This is a genomic window from Vibrio sp. 03_296 (assembly GCF_002265885.1).
Map to the genome: position 1 here is coordinate 1 of NZ_NPKW01000039.1, position 2,146 is coordinate 2,146.

Annotated in this window: 2 protein-coding genes; both read left to right on the top strand. The window is 41.1% G+C overall.

Going from position 1 to position 2,146, the window contains the following annotated elements; translation table 11 throughout:
- The first annotated feature begins 426 nt into the window (after positions 1–426).
- On the top strand, positions 427–1,074 hold the full coding sequence (locus CIK04_RS03260) for a hypothetical protein (protein ID WP_097353742.1): 648 nt from the start codon (positions 427–429) through the stop codon (positions 1,072–1,074).
- 140 nt (positions 1,075–1,214) lie between these two features.
- Positions 1,215–1,649 (top strand): N-acetyltransferase, encoded by a 435-nt coding sequence (locus CIK04_RS03265; protein ID WP_025536967.1) that lies wholly within the window; start codon positions 1,215–1,217, stop codon positions 1,647–1,649.
- The last annotated feature ends 497 nt before the right edge of the window (positions 1,650–2,146 follow it).

The following is a 2,146-nucleotide window of genomic DNA, read 5'->3' on the forward strand; positions in this document are numbered from 1 at the left end:
AATGTTTTGAAGTGTATTTGTATTCATAATAAGCTAACTCTTGCTTGCGAAATGCGGGCTCGAGACCCAGAAGACTATTCGAGTGTGATGCTTGGAGTTCTATCTGATGTTCGTTCTTGTTATCGGTCTCTCAATAGAGGAGCCAGCGTTCAATCGAACTATCAGATAGAGAACTTTAGTTGCAGCTAAAGTCTGGGTCTCACCTTACCCTGATTCGTTAGTTATTATCCATACAAGGCGTTTAAGTGGGATTCATGCCGCGTGGCATTTCCAGTTTGCGGTAAGTTTAGTGATTAAGGTTGTGACGCGGTAACTTTTGTTGTGCGTGCCTGCGCCCCTTAACGCGGCGTTATGTTCTTTTGAGTTACTATTCGACCTCAAGGTCATAAAAGTAGTAAAATACCTTATTTTTATAAGGTATTTTAGATGGATACATTTTTCGACTCGGAATTTTTTATATCTAGTCCTCTGCATGCATTTGGTGTTTTCGCTGTTCTAGTCGCTGTGCTGCATATTCCTTTCTTTTTTGGTTGTAACTTTTCCAAGTCGGGTTGGAAAAAAGTTGACTACGTGTGGCTATCGACTGCCGTTTTAGCGCTACTAGCATCAGTTGCTGAAGTCCGTCTATTTGTTGCAGGTAACTGGCTAGCTCAAGAGCAAAGAGTAGCAATTACGACTCTGAGTAGTTTAGCTAGGCATACTGAGTCTGTGGCTTCTGGGAAAGTGTGCCAAGAATTCGACCTTATTGAGCGAGAAAAAGCTGCGTGTGATTGGTTTGTAAGTACAAGCTCTTACTTCGACTCGTTAACCTTTACTAATGTTCCGACGTTATCTTTAGCGCCATTCCCAGAACTTCAGGAAAATGACTGGATGGTTCATGATTATGAGCTGTTTAAAGAACTACATAGCTACTATGACACAGAATATGAACGGGTAAATGAGGTCAGAGAAGCGACTATTAAATCACCAGTGGAAATTGCTATGTGGTACTTTAGTCCATTTTTATTGTGTTTGATGCTCGCTATCCGCTTCGCAAAAGTGACTGGTGAAATCAGGCTTGAAAAACGAACATAACAAGCAATTTAAGAGGGATTCACAACGCTTGGCATTTTTGCTTCTACTTCAGTTTTAGTGATTATGGCACAATGCTTTAGGTTGGGTGGCCGCGTTGTTCACCCCTTAATTGGGCGTTATGTGTAACCAGAGGAAAATGCATGGAAGTACAGCTAAAAGTAGGTAGTGACTCCTTATTCGCAGAATCTTTAACCAAGTCAAATATGGCAAGTTACTATCAAACTCGTGGGATAATCTGGGATCACAATCAGTTTCTAAGTAGCTGGGAAGAGTTAGATAACTACGAAGTCCATCTAGACCAAGCTCGTGTTGGTGTTCTCCGTTTTAGCTATAGTGGCGATACTACCTTCTTGAGAGACTTTCAAATTTTGCCTGAGTTTCAGGGCAGAGGAATTGGGGCAAAGTGTCTCGAACTAGTTGTTAGACATGCGCTTAAAAGACAATCCACTAAGCTAGTTTTGCGTGTGTTTAGTGAAAACCCAGCAATCAGCCTGTATGAGTCCAAGGGTTTCGTTAGAACATCTGAAGTCAAAGGGTTGGTTGAAATGGAGATCCCTTTAAGTTCAAACACATAACAAGCAATTTAAGAGGGATTCACAACGCTTGGCATTTTTGCTTCTACTTCAAATTTAGTGTTTATGGCACAATGCTTTAGGTGTGGTGGAGGCGTTGTTCACCCCTTAATTGGGCGTTATGCTTAATCAAGTAAAATCAGTGGTTTATGGTTTTTCTTTGTTCCCTCGGCTTTTCAGTTTGGTGTTTATCGGCAAGTTGGCTTTTGTGAGCGCTGCTTTTCGGACACTTATTCTTTGGCGCTGGAAATTCAGAGAATTGCCTCATTCAATTGTCGGGTAAGCGCGAGGTTAGGGTGGTTGGCTCAATCAGAAATTTGATATTAGGTTTTTTCGTTTTAGCTACCAAAGTTCAAAGTCTGATTTTCAAAATCATGAGTCATTTCAGGTTTTTGGCTTTTGTTCGTGAATCAAAGCTGTAGTTAATCTTGTTTTTAGTAAACGTAACCCATTGAAGTTTAAGCATAACAAGGCGTTCAAGTGGGATTTGGCACGCGTGG